Origin of the sequence: Microtetraspora glauca, from assembly GCF_040656155.1 — a bacterium.
In the GTDB taxonomy this organism is placed as follows: Bacteria; Actinomycetota; Actinomycetes; order Streptosporangiales; family Streptosporangiaceae; genus Microtetraspora; species Microtetraspora glauca.
The window spans coordinates 1-15,015 of the sequence record NZ_JBFALK010000019.1 but is presented as its reverse complement, the minus strand read 5'-3'; the positions used below and the strand labels follow the sequence as shown (position 1 = coordinate 15,015).

The 15,015-nt window shown below is 71.2% G+C and carries 14 protein-coding genes; 8 read left to right on the top strand and 6 right to left on the bottom strand.

The window, feature by feature from the left end; genetic code table 11:
• Positions 1-117 precede the first annotated feature (117 nt).
• Together AB0I59_RS30150 and AB0I59_RS30145 are read right to left on the bottom strand one after the other, a co-directional pair.
• The gene (locus tag AB0I59_RS30150) at positions 118-1,458 is read right to left on the bottom strand and encodes an APC family permease (RefSeq protein ID WP_358138286.1); all 1,341 of its coding nucleotides are present in this window, start codon (positions 1,456-1,458) and stop codon (positions 118-120) included.
• Entirely contained in the window at positions 1,455-3,080 is a 1,626-nt protein-coding gene (locus AB0I59_RS30145; RefSeq protein WP_358138284.1) for an amidohydrolase, read from the bottom strand. Before AB0I59_RS30145 ends, AB0I59_RS30150 begins: the two co-directional genes overlap by 4 nt.
• Positions 3,081-3,164: 84 nt before the next feature.
• Here AB0I59_RS30145 and AB0I59_RS30140 point away from each other — a divergent pair, with 84 nt between their 5' ends.
• From AB0I59_RS30140 to AB0I59_RS30120, 5 genes are all read left to right on the top strand, one after another.
• Entirely contained in the window at positions 3,165-3,824 is a 660-nt protein-coding gene (locus AB0I59_RS30140; RefSeq protein WP_358138282.1) for a TetR/AcrR family transcriptional regulator, read from the top strand.
• Positions 3,825-3,931: 107 nt separating this feature from the next.
• The gene (locus AB0I59_RS30135) at positions 3,932-5,287 is read left to right on the top strand and encodes a transaminase (protein WP_082777552.1); all 1,356 of its coding nucleotides are present in this window, start codon (positions 3,932-3,934) and stop codon (positions 5,285-5,287) included.
• Complete coding sequence (locus AB0I59_RS30130; RefSeq protein ID WP_061260692.1) at positions 5,284-5,730, top strand: Lrp/AsnC family transcriptional regulator; 447 nt, start codon at positions 5,284-5,286, stop codon at positions 5,728-5,730. The genes AB0I59_RS30135 and AB0I59_RS30130 overlap by 4 nt, the downstream gene beginning before the upstream one ends.
• A gap of 224 nt (positions 5,731-5,954) precedes the next feature.
• Positions 5,955-6,785 carry a hypothetical protein gene (locus AB0I59_RS30125; protein WP_061260693.1) on the top strand — a complete coding sequence of 277 codons (831 nt, stop codon included), beginning with the start codon at positions 5,955-5,957 and terminating at the stop codon, positions 6,783-6,785.
• Positions 6,786-6,889: 104 nt separating this feature from the next.
• Entirely contained in the window at positions 6,890-7,465 is a 576-nt protein-coding gene (locus tag AB0I59_RS30120; protein WP_061260695.1) for a hypothetical protein, read from the top strand.
• Positions 7,466-7,484: 19 nt separating this feature from the next.
• On the opposite strand, the gene AB0I59_RS30115 is transcribed toward AB0I59_RS30120, so the two are convergent.
• The 3 genes from AB0I59_RS30115 to AB0I59_RS30105 form a co-directional block, all read right to left on the bottom strand.
• Positions 7,485-7,934: a group II truncated hemoglobin gene (locus AB0I59_RS30115; RefSeq protein WP_061260697.1), complete on the bottom strand. Its 450-nt coding sequence runs from the start codon at positions 7,932-7,934 to the stop codon at positions 7,485-7,487.
• A 95-nt stretch (positions 7,935-8,029) separates the two neighbouring features.
• On the bottom strand, positions 8,030-8,389 hold the full coding sequence (locus AB0I59_RS30110) for a hypothetical protein (RefSeq protein ID WP_358138279.1): 360 nt from the start codon (positions 8,387-8,389) through the stop codon (positions 8,030-8,032).
• On the bottom strand, positions 8,341-11,028 hold the full coding sequence (locus AB0I59_RS30105) for a hypothetical protein (RefSeq protein ID WP_358138277.1): 2,688 nt from the start codon (positions 11,026-11,028) through the stop codon (positions 8,341-8,343). Before AB0I59_RS30105 ends, AB0I59_RS30110 begins: the two co-directional genes overlap by 49 nt.
• Positions 11,029-12,111: 1,083 nt before the next feature.
• On the opposite strand from AB0I59_RS30105, the gene AB0I59_RS30100 reads away from it, so the two are divergent.
• Genes AB0I59_RS30100 through AB0I59_RS30090 form a run of 3 tightly spaced genes read left to right on the top strand, consistent with a single transcriptional unit; the run spans position 12,112 to position 13,797 of the window.
• The gene (locus AB0I59_RS30100; RefSeq protein ID WP_061260702.1) at positions 12,112-12,396 is read left to right on the top strand and encodes a hypothetical protein; all 285 of its coding nucleotides are present in this window, start codon (positions 12,112-12,114) and stop codon (positions 12,394-12,396) included.
• Between the two features lie 39 nt (positions 12,397-12,435).
• Positions 12,436-13,356 carry a hypothetical protein gene (locus AB0I59_RS30095; RefSeq protein WP_358138275.1) on the top strand — a complete coding sequence of 307 codons (921 nt, stop codon included), beginning with the start codon at positions 12,436-12,438 and terminating at the stop codon, positions 13,354-13,356.
• A 3-nt stretch (positions 13,357-13,359) separates the two neighbouring features.
• Positions 13,360-13,797: a YbaB/EbfC family nucleoid-associated protein gene (locus AB0I59_RS30090; protein ID WP_358138273.1), complete on the top strand. Its 438-nt coding sequence runs from the start codon at positions 13,360-13,362 to the stop codon at positions 13,795-13,797.
• Positions 13,798-14,074: 277 nt separating this feature from the next.
• Here AB0I59_RS30090 and AB0I59_RS30085 read toward each other — a convergent pair whose 3' ends face one another.
• Positions 14,075-14,941 (bottom strand): potassium-transporting ATPase subunit C, encoded by an 867-nt coding sequence (locus AB0I59_RS30085; protein WP_358138271.1) that lies wholly within the window; start codon positions 14,939-14,941, stop codon positions 14,075-14,077.
• Positions 14,942-15,015: the final 74 nt, after the last annotated feature.

The following is a 15,015-nucleotide window of genomic DNA, read 5'->3' as shown; positions in this document are numbered from 1 at the left end:
GACCGGCGGTTCCCCCCGCCGAGGCGCGCCACACGCCGCGACCGCGCCCGGTACGGCCCGGCGTCCGGACGCCGGGGTCCCTGGCGGAGGGGACCCCGGCGTCCGGGCTCGTGAACGTCAGGCGCCGGCGGGATCGGCCTCGGAGAAGGTCATCACCGGAGGCTTGCGGGTGAAGAACCGGGTGAGTCCGGCGAGGTAGACCAGGCCGACGGCCATCCAGACGAGTCCGACCTGGAACGTCACCCCCTCCAGGCTCGTCCACAGCCAGACGGTCAGGGCGAAGCCCACCAGGGGCACCAGTCCGTACCGGAGCAGGTCACCCGCGGACCGCCGTCGCTCGTCGACGATGTAGCGCTTGATCACGGTGAGGTTCACCATCGAGAAGGCGATCAGCGCCCCGAAGTTGACCATCACCACCGCGTTGCCCAGGCTGATGAAGAGCGCGACGAGCGACACCGCGGACACCACGGCGACCGCGAAGACCGGCGACTTGAAGCGGGGGTGCAGCATGCTGAACGCGCGCTTCGGCAGCACGCCGTCCCGTCCCATGGAGTACAGGATGCGGGAGACGCTCGCCTGGGTGGTCATCGCCGATCCGAAGGCGCCGATCACGTAGATGCCCACGAAGATCGTCTGGAACGCGGCGCCGCCCAGCGCGGCCATGATGTCCACGCCCGCGGTGTCGGGGTTGACGAAGTCGTCGTAGCCGGGGTGCGCGAGGCTGCCCATCCAGGCGACCAGGACGAACAGCAGGCCGCCGATCAGCGTGGTGAGCATGATCGCCCGCGGGATGCTGCGGCGTGGCTCCTTCGCCTCCTCCGACAGCGTGGAGACGGCGTCGAAGCCGAGGAAGCTCAGCGCGAGGATCGCGGCGCCGGTGAAGACGCCGGTACCGGGCGTGAACGACTCGAAGGGCGCCGGGGAAGGGTGGCCCGACAGGTGCTTGAGGGACAGCGCGACGAAGATGAGGATCAGCACCACGGAGGCTCCGACGACCACGACGTTGACCCGGCTCATCACCTTGATGCCGAGGACGTTGAGTGTGAGCACCACGAGCAGGGCGGCCAGGGTGAAGGCCCACTGCGGCACGCCGGGGAACTGGTCGTGCAGGTAGATCCCGATGAGCAGAAAGTTGATCATCGGCAGGAAGAGGTAGTCGAGCATCAGCGTCCACCCGGTCATGAACCCGACGTGCCCGCCGAAGGTCTGCTGGGTGTAGGTGTAGGCCGATCCGGCGGCGGGGAACGCCCGCGCCATCCGGCCGTAGCTGAACGCCGTGAACAGCATGACCACGAGGGCGACCACGTACGCCGACGGCAGGTGCCCCTCGGTGATCTGGGCGACGGCGCCGTACGTCGTGAAGACGGCGACCGGGGCGAGGTAGGTCAGCCCGAACAGCGTCAGGCCCGGAACGCCCAGGACCCGCTTCAGTCCCGGGTCCGCGGCGGACTCTTTCATAGCGCGCTACTCCTGTCGGAAGGGGGGTGGATTCGCGTGCCGGCCATCCACGTGCCGCGGACGGCCGACCGGAGTGCGATGTCGTGCGGGTCCATCCGGCGTACGTCGGCGTCCAGCCAGACCAGGTCGGCGACCTTCCCGGGGGCGAGCACGCCGCGGTCCTCCTCGGCGAACGCCTGGTAGGCCACGCCGGCCGTGTACGCGGACAGGGCGTCGTCGAAGGTGAGGCGCTCCTCCGGCAGCCAGCCGCCGGCCGGTTCCCGCTCCGCGTTCTCGCGCGTCACCGCGACCGGCAACCCGGCCAGCGGGCGGTGGTCGCTCACCGGCCAGTCGCTGCCGAAGGCCACGCGGGCTCCGGCGCGGAGCAGCGAGCCGATGAGGTACTGCCGCCGGGCGCGTTCGGCGCCGATCCGGGGGAACGTCAGCTCGGTCATCGCGGCGTCGATGCGCGCCCACAGGGGCTGGAGGTTCGCGATCACACCGAGCTCGGCGAAACGCGGCAGGTCGGCCTCGTCCAGCACCTGGACGTGGGCGATGACCGGTCGCCGGTCCCGGGGTCCGTTGACCCGGATCACGTGCTCGACCGCGTCCAGGGCGGTCCGCACGCCGCCGTCGCCGATCGCGTGCAGGTGCGCCTGCAGGCCCATCGCGTCCACGGCGGTGAACGCCTCCAGCAGCTCCTCGTACGGCCAGATCGGCATGCCGCGCGCGCACGGGTCGTCGCTGTAGGGGTCGAGCAGCGACGCGGTGCGGTTCTCCAGGATGCCGTCCATGAAGAACTTGACCGTGTTCGCGGTGAGCCGGTCGTCGTGCAGCGCGCGCACCCGGTCACGGTCGGCCGCGAATTCGGCGAGCTGGTCGCGCCAGCGTGCCGGGTCGGCGCGCAAGCCGAGGTTCACCCGGGTCGCCAGCGCGCCCTGCCGGGCCGCCTCGATGTACGCCATTACGGAACGGTGTTCCACCCAGGCGTCCTGGATCCAGGTCACTCCGGCCGCCGCGTAGGACTCGGTGGCGAGGCGCAGCGCCCGCACCAGGTCACCGGTGGTGCGGGCGGGGGCGGCGCCGAGGACCGCGTCCACCGCGTCCCATTCGTACATCGTCCCGAGCAGCTCGCCGTCGGCGCGGCGGGCGTAGGTGCCGCGGGCCGTGTCCGGCGTCGAGGCGGAAAGACCGGCCCGCCGCATGGCCTCGGTGTTGCACCACACCGTGTGGTAGTCCCAGGCACGCAGGACGACGGGGCGGTCGGGTACGGCGGCGTCCAGCCAGCGGGCGTCGAACACGCCACCGGGGACCAGGGTGGAGTCGTAGCTGGCGCCGACGATCCACTCGGCATCCGGATGCGCGAGCGCGTACCGGCGGACCTCCTCGACGATCTCCTCCACGCTGCCGCATTCCCTGACGCGCGGGCCCATCGCCTCGAACCCCGCGTGGTCGGGGTGGCAGTGCCCGTCACCGAAGGCCGGGAGCAGCAACCCGCCCTCGAGATCGACGATCGCGTCGGCGGTCCGGGCGAGGGCCTCGGCCCCGACGGCCTCGATCCGGCCGTTCCGGGTGGTGAGTGCGGAGACGGTACTCCCGGTGCCGGTCCAGATGGTGCCGTTGTGGAAGAGGGTGCGAGTCATCGGCGTCCAAAAAGAATGTCGTTCGTTTTGTGCGGGAAGGATAAGTTGTCCGGAGGTGAAAGCGGAAGGGGTCGGCCGGGCGAAATGAGAAGACGGGTAGGCCGACCGGCCACACCGGTGCTGAGCAGGGAGATCATCGCGCGGGCCGCCCTCGGGCTCATCGACGACGCCGGGGCCGAAGGGTTCTCCCTGGCCGCGCTGGCGCAGCGGCTCGGGGTGCGCCCCTCCTCCTTCTACAACCATGTCACGGGGAAGGACGACATCCTCGCCGCGGTCCGCGAGCTGGTCTCCGACTCGATCGACGCCTCGATGTTCTCCCGGCTGCCCTGGGATGAGGCGATGGTCCAGTGGGCCCACGGATACCGCGCCGCCTTCGCCGCGCATCCGCCCGCCATATCGCTCCTGGCGACCCTTCCGATCACCGGCGCCCTGCGGACCCTGCGGATGTACGAGCAGGTGGTCGTCGGCCTGGAACGCGGCGGCTGGCCGGCCGAGATGATCATCCCCGTCATGGTCTCGGTCGAGTCGTTCATCCTCGGATCCGCGCTGGACATGGTGGCCCCGCCCGACATGTTCGACTCCGGGCCGCTCGCGGCGGAGGCGCCCTCGTTCGCCGCGACCGTACGCGCCCGCGACGACGCGGCGGCCGCGCGCCGGTGCCCGCCCGCCGACCTCTCCTTCGAGGTGGGCCTCGGCGCGATCGTCGACGGGCTGCGCCGGGTGCTGCCGACCCTGACCGGGTGACATCGCGCCCCAGACCACCCCTATGAAGAATCGAACGTTCTGGTATACGTTGACTTCAGATTCAGTCATGACTACCGACTCGTTCGATGTTTTCTAAGGCAGTGACCATGATCGACCGTGCTCATCTCGCCGACCTGCTCGACCGTGAGCGCCGCGCCTTCCGTGACCGCAACCCGCGCTCGGCCGCCGCGTACGAGCAGGCACGGGCCCACCTGTTCGGCGGCGTGCCGATGACCTGGATGAACAAGACCGCCGCCGGTTTCCCCCTCTACCTGGCGGAGGCCAGGGGTGCCCGGGTCACCGACTTGGACGGCCACTCCTACGTCGACCTCTGCCTGGGCGACACCGGCGCCATGGCGGGGCACTCGCCGCAGGCCACCGTGGACGCGGTCGCGGACCGCTTCGGGGGCCGTGGCGGCGCGACCGTGATGATGCCGACCGAGGACGCGACCTGGGTCGGCGCCGAGCTCGGCCGCCGCTTCGGCGTGCCGTACTGGAGCTTCTCGCTGACCGCGACCGACGCCAACCGCTGGGCGATCCGCCTGGCCCGGGCGATCACCGGCCGCCCCAAGATCCTGGTGAACAGCTACTGCTACCACGGCAGCGTCGACGAGGTCCTCCTCGTGGTCGGCCCGGACGGCGAGCAGGTCTCCCGCGAGGGCAACGTCGGCGCTCCCGTCGATCCGACCGTGACCTCCCGCGTGGTGGAGTTCAACGACCTTCCGTCCCTGGAGCGCGAGCTGGCCCACGGCGACGTCGCCGCGGTCCTCATGGAACCCGCTCTCACCAACATCGGCATCGTGCTGCCCGAGCCCGGCTACCTCGACGGCGTACGCGAGCTGACCAGGCGGTACGGCACGCTGCTCATCAACGACGAGACGCACACGTTCTCGGCCGGTCCCGGCGGTTGCACGGGGGCGTGGGGGCTCGACCCCGACATCGTGACGATCGGCAAGGCCGTCGGCGGCGGCATCCCCAGCGGCGGGTACGGGCTGTCCGCCGAGGTGGCGGCCCGGGTCGAGGGAATGAGCGGCCTCGACCTGGTCGACATGGGCGGAGTCGGCGGCACGCTCGCCGGCAACGCGCTCTCGGTCGCCGCCATGCGGGCCACTCTCGAGCACGTGCTCACCGACGACGCCTTCACCGCCATGACCGAGCTGGCGACCCGCTTCACCAAGGGGGTGCGGGAGGTCATCGACGAGCACGCGCTGCCCTGGTCGGTCACCCAGCTCGGCGCGCGCGCGGAGTACCGCTTCTCCGATCCGGCCCCGCGCGACGGCGGGGAGTCCAACGCGGCCGGCGACCCCGACCTCGACGACTACCTGCACGTCTACCTGGCCAACCGCGGCGTGCTGCTCACCCCGTTCCACAACATGGCGCTGATGTGCCCGGCGACCACCGAGGCCGACGTCGACCGGCACCACGAGGTGTTCGCGGCCGCCGTGGCCGAGCTGGCCGGATGAACCTCGACGAGATCGATCGGCTCGTGCTGCGCGAGCTGCAGCGGGACGGCCGGGTCTCCTACACCGCGCTGGCCGAGACGACCGGGCTCTCGGCCCCCGCCGTACGCCAGCGGGTGCAGCGGCTGCGGGACGAGGGCGTCGTCCAGATCGTCGGCGTGACCGACCCGATGGCGCTGGGCCTACCCGTCATGGCGCTGATCGGTGTGCGCGTCGAGAGCGACGTGCACACCGTCGCCGACCGGATCAGCGAGCTGTCCGGCGTGATCTACGTCGTGCTCACGTCCGGCTCGTTCGACATGTTCGTGGAGGTGGTGTGCAAGGAGCCCGCCGAACTGCTCGCCGTGCTCAACGACCACATCAAGCGGGTTCCGGGAGTCACCCGCGCCGAGGCGTTCACGTACTTCGGGATCCACACCCACCGGTTCGCCTGGCCCGGCACCTGAGCACCCGCGCGGTGGCGGGGTGGCGGGCGGCCCGGCCCGCGCCCCCCGCCCCCCTGCACCGCCGTGAGCCGGCGCGAACCGTTCGGCGGCCCCGGAGCGACAGAGGAACGACACGCTGTCGAGACACGGATTGCGGGCAGGGCGATGGACGAACACACGGTGCGGAACGGCCCGCGACCACCCGGCACGAGCGCCACCGGCCGCGCCGCGCTGGAGGTGACGCCATGAGCGCCGTCCCGCACGCCGTCCGGGGCACGTCGCGTCCCTCCGCCCTGCACGTGCTGGCGACCAACGAGGCCCGGCGCCTGCTGTGCCATCCGCTCAACCTGCTGGGTGTAGCCATGTGGTGCATCGCGGTCGGCACCGACGCCTGGGCGGGTCCTCGCCCCGCCTTCACCGCGCTCACCGCGCCGATGACGCTGTTTTGGGGCGTACCGGTCTTCTTCGCCGCGAATCTGGTCACCTCGTCCGCGCGCCGGGCCGGTACGGAGGAGCTGCTGGAGGGTCTCCCGCGCTGGCGGGAGGATCGGACCGGGGCTCTGTGCCTGGCGGCCCTCGCCCCGTTCTTCATGGGTGTCGCGGCGCAGGCGCTGCTGTCCTGTCTCTACCTGGTGACGGGCAACCAGCTGGAGCGGTTTCCGACCATCGCGGAGCTGGCGTGCGGGCCGCTCAACCTGCTGGGCGGGTGCCTGCTCGGGATCGCGGTGGCCCGGTGGACGCCCTGGCCGGGAGCACCGCTGCTCATCATGATCATCCTGGTGCGCGTCAACCAGTACGTGAACACCGCGGGCGCGGGGGACGGCCAGGAGACCGGCCCGTTCTACCTGCTGGGTTTCTACGCCGACTTCGCGCTCTGGGGGCCCCACCCCTACCTGGCGGCCATCGGCTTCAACCCGGGCTCTGTCGGCTGGCACGCGGTCTACCTGCTCGGACTGTGCCTGGGGGCGGGAGCGCTGGCGATGCTGGCCGACTCCTCCCGCCGGCGTCTGTGGCTGGCGGTGGGCGCGCTGGCCGTCGTGGTCGTCGCCTTCGCGGGAATCCGGGTGCTGCTGTGAAGGCGCCCGCGCCTCGATCCCTGTCGGCCGCAGGCGATCCACCGCCGCCGAGGTCCTCGCGAATCGGGCAGCTCCGGCAGCTCGCCCCATTGAGTGGACGTCTCGTGCGGTGGCAGCCCGCGGCGGTCGCCACGGTCCTCGTCGCGCTCGCGCTCGCCTGGCCGTACGACGTGGGGGCGTCGTGGACGGACGGCGTCTGGTGCCTGCGGGTGATCGCGGGCCTGGTCACCCTGGCCTGCGCCTTCGTGCTGGACGACCAGGCGGCAGACATCATCGCGCCCTCGCCCACGCCGCTCCGCGCGCGAACCCTGTTCCGGGTGGGGCTGGCCGCGGCCTGGGCGGTACCGGTCTGGAGTGTGTCCCTCCTCGTCGTGGCGCCGCGGATTCCCGACGTGTGGATGGGGTGGGCCAGCCTGGAGTTCGCGGCGCTGCTCGTCGCCGGGCTCGCGACGGCCGCCCTGGCGGCCCGCCGATACGGCCAGAGCGAGCCGGGAGCCGTGGCATCCGCCGCGATCGTCGGCGGCTGGCTGCTGATGCTGACCCTCCCCGGGCCGGTCTCCCTGTTCACCCTGCGGCCCGAGGCCTTGCTCTCCGCCCATCTGCGATGGACTCTGCTGCTCGGAGCGGGTCTGGCGGTCATGGCGACGATGTCCCGCGACCCCGCGCTCACGAGACGATGACGACGACCCGGGCGGTGCCCTACGCGGACGGCCCGGGCCACTCCCAGAGAGGGACTTCCCGCAGCGGGTGCAACTGGTCGTCGGTCTCGGCGTGGGAGTTCTGCACGGCCACCTGCGAGCCGAACTCCACGTGCGAACGCAGCGCCTCACGGAACGCCGGGTCGTCGGGCAGCCCGGCGCTGTCGGCGGCGGCCAGATACAGCTCGACGAACCGCTGCCGCTGCTCTTCGCTGATCTTCAGACCACGATGTGCCGCGATCAGCATGGGAAACCCGCCCATGTCCTGCGAGAAGACGTCGGGGCCGCCGAAGGATTCGGCGGTGAAGGCGGTGAGATGCGCGACGTGATGGGGGCGTCCGGCACCGAACAGCGGCTGAAGCAGCGGATCGGCCAGAAGACTGCTGTAGAAGATGTCGTTGAACCGGTGGAGACCTTCGTGTCCACCCGCGTGCTCGAACAGACTCACCATGCTTACAGCATTACATGCGAAATCGGCGCGCTGCCAGCTTTTGCGATTGCATTCACCGCCTTCGGTCCTTTATCAGGACATTGGGATTTCAGGCGTCACGGCCGTCGCCCGATGGCATCGATCCCGGCGAAATCGATCCCAGCGAAATCGATCTCGGTGACATCGAGATCCGGGAGTAACAGGTCGAACAGGATGCGCCAGAGCCGCGGTAGCGCTTCGACCCGCTGTCCCGTGGCGACGGCGATCAACCGGTCGCACAGGCGCCGGGTGATCGGGTCACCGCGACGCCGATCACGCAGGCTCCGCAGGGCGGCGAGGGCCACGCCGGTCCGACCTTCGGCGAGCAGGAACGCCGACGCGTAGCACCGAACGAGCACGTCCGCTCGCGGATCCTGGGCCACCCGTGTCAACGCGTCGAGTGCGGCCGGCTCCGCATCCGCCGCGATGGCCGCCACGCAGGCCGGCCGGACCAGCGTGCCGGCCGCCTCCCGGTTGCGAGCCATGCGCTCCAGCACGATCCGGACCTGCTCACCGCCGATCTCGGCAAGTGCGACCACCACCTTGAGTCCGTCGTAGAAGCGCGGCTTGCGCCGGAGGAGCAGCTCCACGAACCACGCGGCGTCCTTCTCGCCCTCCGCTCGGCTCCCCCGGACCGTCTGGCGCACAGCACGTCGCGGAGCAGCACGAGTCCGGCGGAGTCTCCACGCTCATGCAAGGTCTGCGCGATCGCCACGCGCAGCAGCCTGTCGGAGACCTGCGCGGCAAGCCGGGCGAGAGGCACCTCGTCGCCGTGTTCGAGCAGGGACGACGCCGCCTGGTAGCGGATGTGACCTCCCACACGCGGTTCGTCGAATATCGAGCGGAGCGCCGCGACCGCCGCAGCGGCGTCGTACGGCATCAGCGACCGGGCGGCTGTGATCCTCGCCTGGGAGTCGGCGCTCTGGGTCGCCACCGCTTCGAGCACAGCGACGCCGGTGGGATCGCCGGCGCGCAGGAGTGCCAGCCCGGTCGCGTGCCGGATGTGCGGACCGGCAGCCGGACTGGCGGCCAGTTCGCGGAGCGCCGCCGTACCCGTCGCGTCGCCCGCCTCGTGCAGTGCCCGGGCCGCGCAGTAGCGGGCGGAGAGGCCGTCAGCCTGGGTCACGACCTGCCGTAGCTCCGCCCGCGTGTGCGCATCGTCGCGTTCGATGAGAAGGCGTCCTGCCGCGACGCGGGTCCGCAGGCCCGTCCGCTCGTCGATCGCGAGCCGCCGCAGGACGTCGCGTCCCTCATCGATGCCGTCTTCCCACAGCTTCCGGGCGGCGCGGAAGCGCACCCACGATTCCTCCGCTGTTCCGGCCAGGTCCCGCAGGACCAGCCGGCCGCGGGCGTCCTCGTGTCCGGTGAGCAGGATGGCGGCCTCACACCGCAGCGTGGACCTGGTCGACGGGCTCTCCGCGAGCACCTCCAGACCTGTCAGCACCGGAGGCCGGGCACGCTGGGCCAGCACCCGCGCGGCCTCGAACCGTGCCCGCTGGTCCTCTCCATGGTCGGTCGCGATGTCGGTCAGGATCCGGGCCGCGACCGGGGCCGCGTGCTCCAGCAGCGCGGTGGCCGCCTGAACCCGGAGGAAGATCTGCTGGCGCGGGTCGTCGGCGAGCGCGGCGAGCGCCCGTTCGGGCACGTCGGGCAGCGGTGGCAGCAGATCGTCCAGGTCGAGCGCCCAGGAACGTATCTCCCAGTCACCGTCCACCTGCAGGATCTTCTGGATCCGGTGGGCGGCCCTGTCGTCGGCATGCGCCAGCAGCCGATCCGCGCACCAGCGCCGCACGGGATGGGTCCCGAGTTCGTCGGCGAGGCCGATCTCGGCCAGCAGCGCGCACGCGGTCTTCCTGTCCACGTCCACCAGGGCGTCGGCGACGATCGCCCTCGTCCAGTCGGGAACGTCCCGGTCGCGGGAGACCTCGGCCAGGCGCGCGACCAGCTCCGGCCGGGTCACCGCCAGGTCCGTGAGCACGTCCAGGCATTCCTCACCGCGTTCACCCGCCCGCACCCGGGAGAGCAGGGAGGTGACGACGGCCTCGGCCACCTCCGGCTTCACCCGGTACCCGTCGGCGATCACGCGGCCCGCCGCCACCAGGTCGGCGTCGGTTCCGTCCAGCAGACACGGGACGAACTCGTCCACGGGAGGGCCGGCCCTGCCGAGCACGAACAGGGCGAACTCTCGGCTCGCGGGGTCGCCGATCGCGCGCCGCCAGACGACCTCGTCGAACGGTTCGCTCCCGGCGGCGAGATACTCCGCGAGGCTCTGATGGGGGAAAACCACATCGGTCCCGTCCGCGACGAGCAGCGAGGTCGCCAGGAGCCGGTTGAGCACCGTGCTGGTGAGCACCGAACGTGTCATCCCGGCGATCGATTCGCTCGGGATCCACTCCGACGTCCACTCCACCGCCGCTTCGAGGAGGTGGCGTTCCGGAGTATGCACCCTGATCGCGGCGAGGTGCGCCAGCAGGCGGTCCTCGTGCTCCGTCCACGCCAGGGCGGCGGTGTCCGTGGGCCGGCGCCGGGCAGCGCGCAGCAGGGTGACGAACTCCTCGTAGAGCCGGGTGCGGTCGGCGGGCAGCCCCGCCGAAGGATCACGCTCGTACAGCAGGGCCGCCATGGTGACCAGCAGCGGCACCCGTGGCAGCGCGGACATCCCGCTCCGCCTGATGCCGGCCACGAATGTGCGGGCCGACTCCAGCGGCTCGGCACCCGCCCCCGCCACCGGCCGCGCCTCGAACCAACGCTGGGCGAACCGCCGCAGATCCGACGCGTCGAACAACCGGAGCCGCAGGTCCGCCGCGCCGGCCCGCACCAGTTCGGCCAGTTCACCCGGGGGAAGGGGCCGGGTCGTGATCAGGAAGCGGAACACATCCGACCGCTGCTCGGCGGACGTGCTCAAAGTGGTCAGCACCCGAGACCGCTCGTCCGGATCGGCGATCTCGTCCAGGCCGTCCACCAGGACCAGCCAGCGGGCTCCCTCCAGCGGCGGCCGGGTGAACATGTCCCGCGCCACCTCGTCTCCGTGCCTGGAGAAGTGATCGGCCAGCGCCGCCGCCAGGTCCCTGCCCACCAGTCGAGGGCGGGCAGGCGCAGCGCGACGGTCTCGCCGAACGGCGACTTCTTCCGGGACCCGCGCCGTGCCGCCTGCCACCAGTCGGAGGACGCGGCGGCGAGGTGCGCGGTGAGCGTGGACTTGCCGGCTCCCGGCTCCGCGACGATCACGGCGTGCCGGAACCGCGTGAGGATCTCCAGGGGGGTCATCGGTCCCCTGTCCCCCGGTACGGCCCGGCCGGCGTGCCCCACGCCCGCATCAGCCCGCTGCTGAACATAGAGCGTGGTGACCCGAGGAAGGTGCGAGCCCGTCAGGTGGTAGCGATGGCGCTCCGCCTCTCGCCGCTGCTCGGCCAGCAGGTGCCGTACGGCGGGGTTGAGCGTGACCGGTTCACGGCGCCGGACCCCGCCGTGGACGGCGGCCGTCGCCGCCACGAGAACGACCGCGGCGCCCAGTCGCCAGTCCGGCTCCCCTCGGGCCGTCGACGGTGCCGCCAGGACGAGTCCGGCCACACCGGCGGTCACGAACGCGGTCAGGGAGATCCGGCTCGTCCATCGGCGTGGGCGCCGGCCTCCTGTTCCCTCGGTCGCCGCTGGTTTCCGCAGGACCGTCGCCATGACCTGGACCAGCAGGGCGGTCACTCCGGCGACCGCCCCGACCAGGGATGCAATCTTGTCGCCGGTGTCCAGCCAGACGGGGGGCATGCCACGAAATGTACGGCAAGGAACGCGCGATGATCTCGATCACATCGACATCACCCGGCGCCGATTCGACGACGCCGGGGTCAGCGGCCGGGTCGCGAGCCGGCGACGAGGACCTCGTCAAGAACACGTATGAACCCGCGCCCCGGCCGTAGAAGTTCCGTAGCGATGATCACTTCCGCCGGGACCGTGCCCGAAAGTGGAGGCGCCGCGTCCGAGAGGAGAAGTGGTGCGACCCGGTCAGACCCCGCCCCCGACCCCTGCAGGTGATGATTCCCGGTACGGCGATCCCCCGGGTGGAGGATCCCACGAGTGCGATGACCGCCCCCGTGGGGAAGGCACCTGGCCCTGGGCTCCCGGAGGTCCGTTCACGCCACCATGCCCGGCCTCACCGCAGGAGGTGCTCATCGAGCAGGGGCGGCTACGGGAGATCCAGGCGGGTCTTCCCCGGGCCGCCGAACCGCTCGGAGACGTGATCAGCGCCATCGTCGGGCTTTCCGTCTCGGAGTCGACGTTCACCTCGTTCACGTACTCGCTGGCCCTCGCCTACAACGAGGTCGAGGCGTACACGCTGCAGGAGCTGAAGGGCAAGGTCGAGGACCTCGTCGTGATCACGGACAAGGTCGGCACCACGGCCGCCGTCTGGGCGGGCGCCGAGAGCGCCGCCACCATCAGGACGGTCTGATGCCGGCGGACCGGCGTGACGCGCGGGGACGGGCCCGCGATGTTTGACGGGGCCGCCGACGCCGCGAAGACGGCGCTGCAGGTGGGGACCGGGGCCGCGCTCACCCTCTCCGCCCTCGGCGTGTCGGCGGCGTGGCCGTTCGTCGCCAAGCTGTACGTGCACCAGTACGACCCGCGGCTGTTCTGGGACGCGGCGAAGGTCTGGCACGAGACCGCGAGCGGCGTCGCGGCCGCCAGGCGGCGAATCACCGACCTCCTCTCCGGGGTCTCCGGCTCCTCCGACGAGCGCTGGAAGAGCGAGGACGGGCGTGCCTTCCAGCGCCGGATGGACGCCTACCTCGACGAGCTGACGAGCATCGAGATCCGGGCCTGGGTCGTGACCCTCGTCCTCTTCACGGCGGCCGCGGCGACCTACGCCATGGTCCTGTTCGTGTGCCTCGTCGCGCTGACACTCGCGGCGGTCGCGGCCTGGGTCCTCCTCGCGAGCGTCTCCCCGATCAGCGCGGCCGAGGCGCGCGTCCTCGCCCTGCAGGTGCTGATCAAGATGATCGGCGGCTTCGTCACGGTGGAGTCCGGGCTCACCACCCTGCTCCACGCCTGTGCCGCGTTGCTCGGGAGCACCATCGCGGGCGACATCCTGGTCGAGACCGCCAAGGGCGACCACAGCGCGGTGGCTGATTTCGTCCAGGCGACCGTCTCGCAGGGCCCCCTGCTGATCTGGGGCACCGCGAACAGGCTCGAACGTGATCTCACCGCGCGCGGCATCGACGGCAGGTTTCCCGGCGAAGGGTTCCTGATGAACCGGTTCGGCCTACCCGCGGGGTCGCCCCTCCCGCCCGGCCTCTCCCAGGCGGCGGGCGCCAAGGGCGTCGCCGACGTCGCGAGAGGCCACCAGACGATCACGGGTCCGTACGTCCCCGCGCAGGAGGCGGACGGCTCCTACACCTATCCATGGGAGTGACGGATGGACGAGTTCACACGGGCACTGGGCTTCGACCCGGAGAAGTTCGCCCACGACGCGAACCGGCTCTTCGACCGAATGTCGGCGGCGCACCGGGAGGCCGGCGGCATCACCGTACGCGCCGAGTCCGATGACGGCAGAGTCGCGGTCGACTACGCGACCAGCTCGGGCGTCACACGGATCGACATCGACCCGCGCGCGATGCGGATGGGCTCGGACGAGCTCGCCGAGACGATCGTCGCTCTGATCCACCGGGCTCGCCACGATGCCGAGACCCGGGCGCGTGAGCGGGCGGCCGAGCATCTGGACCCGGCCAACTCGCTGATCGCCGATCGGCGGCTGCTCGGTGACCTGACCCGCGACGCGAGCAGGACGCTGGAGGAGAACCTCCGCGACGCCACCGAAATGATCGAGCGGCTCCGGGCGCTGATCCGCCCCTGAAGCCGCTGACGTCGCTGCGGTCGCTGACACCGTTGAGGTCGCTGACACCGTTGAGGTCGCTGAAGTTGCTGAAGTCGCTGAATCCCTGACGTTACTCAGGTCGTGTAGACCCTGACGCCGCTGAAGTTGGTCAGATCGCTGAAGTCGCTGATGCTTCTGACGCCGCTGATCCGCTGACGGCCGTAACACCATGACATCGTGACGCCGCTGGACACTGCGACGCTGCTGGACACCGCAAGGTGCGGGCCGCCTGTGACAGACGGCCCGCACCTCCTGTTCACCCCTTGTCCAGCGCCAGATTGAGCGCGAGAACGTTCACGGCGGGTTCTCCCATGAAGCCGAGCGCTCGCCCGGTCGTGTTGTCCGTGATGAGCCGCCTGACCCGCTCCAGCGGGATGCCCCGCTCCTTGGCGACTCGGGGCGCCTGGAGCTCGGCGTACGCGACCGAGATGTGCGGGTCGAGACCGGAGCCGCTCGCGGTGACCGCGTCCGCCGGGACGACGGCCCGCGCCGCGCCTCGCACCGGGACGGTCCGGCCGGCGGCCAGGTCCTCGCCGGGCTTGGCGCACTCGACCGGCACGCCCTGGTAACCGGCGATGAACGGCTTCGCCGGACATGCCTGGTTGGCGCTGACCACCCGGGTCGGCGTGCCGACGGCCGGGAAGACCTTGAGAACCGCCCCGACCCCATCGCCCGTGCAGTACGGCCGGGCGCCGCTGACGCCTTCGAGCGCGCCCACGGCCACGCTGCGCGCGCAGACCAGCGTCAGGAGACGCTGCTTGCCTTCCTTGGCGGCGTCGTCGGCGCCGTTCGGGTCGGGCAGGACGTCAATGACGTCCTCGGGGCCGAGGTTGCTGGCGGAGCTGGCCAGCATGTCGTAACCGTCCCCGGCCGCGCTCGGGCGGCTCTGGAAGTACTTCTTGATCGGGTTGCCGTCCTTGTCGGTGAAGGACTGCCCGACGAGGGCGCTGCCGACGTCCGCGCCGTCCTTCTGGACGAGGGAGCCGTTGGCCTTGCCGTTGAGCACGGCCTGGGCGACGCCGGTGACCGCGAGCGGGTAGGCGGCTCCGAGAACCACGGTCAGCACGAGCAGCGCGCGAACCGCGGCGAGGTGCTGGCGGATCCAGCCTGGCAGACGTTCCATCATGACATCCCCGGAAGGAACTGGATGAACAGGTCGATGAGCTTGATCCCGATGAACGGCGCCACGATGCCGCC

Excerpts from the sequence above, each read along its gene's own strand:
- AB0I59_RS30150 (WP_358138286.1), bottom strand. The coding sequence starts at position 1,458 with ATGAAAGAGTCCGCCGCGGACCCGGGACTGAAGCGGGTCCTGGGCGTT.
- AB0I59_RS30145 (WP_358138284.1), bottom strand. The coding sequence starts at position 3,080 with ATGACTCGCACCCTCTTCCACAACGGCACCATCTGGACCGGCACCGGG.
- AB0I59_RS30140 (WP_358138282.1), top strand. The coding sequence starts at position 3,165 with ATGAGAAGACGGGTAGGCCGACCGGCCACACCGGTGCTGAGCAGGGAG.
- AB0I59_RS30135 (WP_082777552.1), top strand. The coding sequence starts at position 3,932 with ATGATCGACCGTGCTCATCTCGCCGACCTGCTCGACCGTGAGCGCCGC.
- AB0I59_RS30130 (WP_061260692.1), top strand. The coding sequence starts at position 5,284 with ATGAACCTCGACGAGATCGATCGGCTCGTGCTGCGCGAGCTGCAGCGG.
- AB0I59_RS30125 (WP_061260693.1), top strand. The coding sequence starts at position 5,955 with ATGAGCGCCGTCCCGCACGCCGTCCGGGGCACGTCGCGTCCCTCCGCC.
- AB0I59_RS30115 (WP_061260697.1), bottom strand. The coding sequence starts at position 7,934 with ATGGTGAGTCTGTTCGAGCACGCGGGTGGACACGAAGGTCTCCACCGG.
- AB0I59_RS30095 (WP_358138275.1), top strand. The coding sequence starts at position 12,436 with ATGTTTGACGGGGCCGCCGACGCCGCGAAGACGGCGCTGCAGGTGGGG.
- AB0I59_RS30090 (WP_358138273.1), top strand. The coding sequence starts at position 13,360 with ATGGACGAGTTCACACGGGCACTGGGCTTCGACCCGGAGAAGTTCGCC.
- AB0I59_RS30085 (WP_358138271.1), bottom strand. The coding sequence starts at position 14,941 with ATGGAACGTCTGCCAGGCTGGATCCGCCAGCACCTCGCCGCGGTTCGC.